Source organism: uncultured Porphyromonas sp. (assembly GCF_934359325.1).
In the GTDB taxonomy this organism is placed as follows: domain Bacteria; phylum Bacteroidota; class Bacteroidia; order Bacteroidales; family Porphyromonadaceae; genus Porphyromonas_A.
On the sequence record NZ_CAKRLH010000171.1, the window covers coordinates 1 to 3,504 of the forward strand.

A 3,504-nucleotide genomic window follows, 5' to 3' on the forward strand; every position below is an offset into this window, starting at 1 on the left:
CGCTACCAACTGTGCTACATCCCGTACTCTTAAGTGGTGGCAAAGGTACACTTTTTTCCTCACACTTCAAGCCCCCGCCTGACTGTTTCATAGGGCGGCTAATTCGCATTTTCAGCTTAATACTTAGGCGAAGTGAGTATAGGAGTGCTGACCCAGAGTCCCTAAAATGAAGTATCTTGTACCTTGTAACACTTAATCAATAGATATGGATACAGAAATAGACGACAAATGGGGCGACACACAGCTGACCGCCAATAACGTGTCCGCAACCCGACTGCTCAATCGAGCCGACTGGAGCGGATTCTTTGCCAGCAAGGGCTATACCGAGTCCTTCCCGATGGTGATCTACGCTCACGATGAGGCTGATCAGCTTTACTCTGATCTCGTCACCGAGGCCGGACTGGCACAGTCTCCTGAGCGCCAGCCACGACTTCGAATAGGTGCATTTACTCGATTTGCCGACTTAGAGGACGGTTCCACCGAGGGAGCAGCCTGGCTGGTCCTGGAGGGTCTTGATGGCGTGCAAGAGGAGCTACGACAAGACCTCATCACCCTACTCCTGAGCGGGACTGCGGACTGGCTCCGAGAAAGCTACACCATGGATGAGATCGCTCCTCAGATCGACTGGGTGGAGACCCTCCCCGAGATCCTCGAGACCCTTGATCCGACCGAAAGGGGCACAGACTCCCTTATCTCCAGAGCCACCATCCGTCAGCAATAGCTTACTGCCACAAAAATTAATAAGGGAGCGAAAGAGACGTCTCTTTCGCTCCCTTATTTTAGGAAGATCTTCGGGTCAATACATATAACCGATGGTCAGGAAGACAGTATGAGACTGGCCATAAGGAGTCACATTCTTGTAGTTGTCCGCTGCCATCTCATCTGCATCCTTGATGGGGAAGCCATACTTGTATCCGGCACCGAAGAAGAGCATATTCCCATACTTCAGAGGGATGCCAAGGTCGCACCGGACGAGTGGTCCAACACTAATCAGGCTGTAGTCGGAGTGAAGGTCACCGGTAACACATCCACTCAGGGATGGAATGACATAGACAGACTTCAGGTCAAGTGGTACCTGCAGACCCGCATAAGCATTAAAGCTAAAAAGGGTCACTCGCTTGATGAACTCCTGGGGCACCTCCACTTCCTTGCGATCTTTCATCAAGAAGCTCGGATCCTCCGTTATCAGTGCTGTATCATCCACGAGGCACGGCTGATTGAACCCTACAGACCCGCCATAGGTGAAGTACGTCCCGAGTGATGAGCGGAGCCCGAGGTAGGAGGCCATCCCAAAGTGTGGTGTAAGGTTTTTAGCCACATCCGCAGTGTAGATAAGCTCGCCCGACAGCGCATCCGTGACCATCTTATGTGGCGGCAGAGCGAGGACTTGACCCCGGTCATCCCTAATGACCAGCTCACCCTTGCGATGAGGATCGTAGTACTTCACTACCTTATCTATGTCCTCAAACTCCCACTTCAGTCCCCTCACATAGCTACAGAGCTCCGGATCATCGGCAAGAAATCTGACCACTCCGCCTCTAAACTGAGATCCTTCATAGTTGACCCCGTGTACCAGAGCTACCTTTCTTAGGATACCTCCGCGCTTCTCCAAGAATAGCGGGAAACTGGGCTTTACCACAGCCATACTTCCTCCACCACGTATGATCCGCTGCTCGTTGCCGATGAAGAAGATGTCCCCTTTCTCATCAATCTTGTACGAAGAGGCAAGGAGGTAGGCCGTAAGCTCAGGCCCCCTATCTACGAGAGTCATCCATGCGGTATTGCTTCGCAGGAAAGAGGAGAACTTTTTATACTCAAAGCGATAGCTCGAGTCGGGTTGCTTGGGGTTGCTAAGCTCGATGCCTTTCAGTTCCTCGGACTTGAAAGTTCCGGCGGAGTGTTTGAGAGCAAGGTCATCGAAGAGCTTGAGCTCCTTGTCGCCCGACATGGGCATTCTGAGATACCCGGTGTAGGTGGCTCCTTCCTTGGTCTCCAATCGAGCCATACAGACATCCCCTTGCTCCGAGGTAAAGAGCTTCATCAAGCCACAGCCTGAGAGAAGCATCATAAGCCCGATCAGCAGGATCGATAAGTTACATGCTTGTTTCATAATGCTAACGAAACGAATGGGATAAGTAATCGGCTATCTATGCAACCGGTATTGCAACTCAATAACCACGTTACAAATGTAAAAAAATAATAACACGAAAGGGGTGTGTCGAGTTTTCGACACACCCCTTTCGTCAAAGACACTATGCCTTAGTCAGGCACAATATTCTAATTACTTCTTTGCGGCGGGTCGTACCTCCTGAAGCTCCATCTCGAATGTAAGCAGCTCATACGGACCGATCTGGTCACCTGAGCCACGCTGACCATAAGCAAGCTCGCCGGGGATCCAGAGGGTCACCTTGGAGCCTGCGGGTACCTGCTGCAGACCTTCGCTAAAGCCCTGGATGACTCCCGTGAGAGGGAAGGTCGCAGACTCACCGCGATCGTAAGAGGAGTCAAAGACGGTACCGTCCAGCTTAGTCCCCTTATAGTGAACTACGACGGTATCCTCGGCAGCGGGCTTGATGCCGTCACCAAGCTTGTCGATCCGGTACTGGAGACCGCTGGGGAGCTCTACGACACCCTCCTTAGACTTATTAGCAGCGAGGAAGTCGGCACCGGCCTTCTTATTCTGATCCTCGACGATCTTCTGAGCATTGGCGAAGTACTCCTGCATGTAGTTATTGATGGCATCCATCGTCAGGGTCGTATCCACCTTGCCAGAGAGACCGGCGATCAGACCATCGATAAACTTCTGCTTATCGAGTGAGTCACCGGGGATGCGAGCATTGAAGCCCTCCCATGAGTCAATGAGCTGGAAGCCCATGAGGTAGCCATTGGAGTAGGCTGCCTTGGCACTACCTGAGGTGAGCGCATCACGGAAGCCCTGGATGAACTGGTCCTTCTTGGATGCAGAGTCACCTGGCACCTGATACTGATACTGGTCCCACTGCTCATGCAGGGGCATGGTCTGTGAGAGACCTAAGAAGTATGCAGCAGAGTCCTGAGGGGTCACCAGCTTAGCGGTCCCCTGACCATTGCCACATCCCGTCATCACTCCCATGGCGGCTACAGTGCCGACGAGGAGGGTTACTACGGTCTTTTTCATGATGATTGTGTGATATTTAATGTGTTGATATTTTTCTTCAATGAGAGGGTGCAGGGATCTTACTTGCCTTCTATACCGAGGAGCTCGATCTCAAAGATGAGAGCCATATAGGGCTCGATCAGCTGACCGGCACCATGACTTCCATATGCATGCTCCTCTGGGATGACCACTCTCCACTTGGAGCCAACAGGCATCATCGGGAGCACCTCCTGCCAGCCCTGGATCACTCCATTGACGGGGAAGGTCGCAGGCTCACCACGACGGACAGAGCTGTCGAAGATCTGACCATCGATACGAGCCCCCTCGTAGTGGCACTTGACTGTGTCGCTGGAGGATGGCTTGGGACC

At 52.5% G+C, this 3,504-nt stretch carries 4 protein-coding genes; 1 reads left to right on the top strand and 3 read right to left on the bottom strand.

Translation table 11 applies throughout. The features are described from left to right. The first annotated feature begins 205 nt into the window (after positions 1-205). On the top strand, positions 206-721 hold the full coding sequence (locus Q0F21_RS06395; RefSeq protein WP_297238418.1) for a hypothetical protein: 516 nt from the start codon (positions 206-208) through the stop codon (positions 719-721). A 75-nt stretch (positions 722-796) separates the two neighbouring features. Here Q0F21_RS06395 and Q0F21_RS06400 read toward each other — a convergent pair whose 3' ends face one another. From Q0F21_RS06400 to Q0F21_RS06410, 3 genes are all read right to left on the bottom strand, one after another. Beyond that, complete coding sequence (locus Q0F21_RS06400; protein ID WP_297238420.1) at positions 797-2,110, bottom strand: hypothetical protein; 1,314 nt, start codon at positions 2,108-2,110, stop codon at positions 797-799. Positions 2,111-2,281: 171 nt separating this feature from the next. Beyond that, positions 2,282-3,157 carry an FKBP-type peptidyl-prolyl cis-trans isomerase gene (locus Q0F21_RS06405; protein WP_297238422.1) on the bottom strand — a complete coding sequence of 292 codons (876 nt, stop codon included), beginning with the start codon at positions 3,155-3,157 and terminating at the stop codon, positions 2,282-2,284. Positions 3,158-3,216: 59 nt separating this feature from the next. Next, a partial coding sequence (locus Q0F21_RS06410; protein ID WP_297238424.1) for an FKBP-type peptidyl-prolyl cis-trans isomerase occupies positions 3,217-3,504 on the bottom strand: 288 nt, incomplete at its 5' end.

What these genes read in the sequence shown, in the direction of transcription:
- Q0F21_RS06405 (WP_297238422.1), bottom strand. Translation starts at nt 3,157, where the DNA reads ATGAAAAAGACCGTAGTAACCCTCCTCGTCGGCACTGTAGCCGCCATG.
- Q0F21_RS06400 (WP_297238420.1), bottom strand. Translation starts at nt 2,110, where the DNA reads ATGAAACAAGCATGTAACTTATCGATCCTGCTGATCGGGCTTATGATG.
- Q0F21_RS06395 (WP_297238418.1), top strand. Translation starts at nt 206, where the DNA reads ATGGATACAGAAATAGACGACAAATGGGGCGACACACAGCTGACCGCC.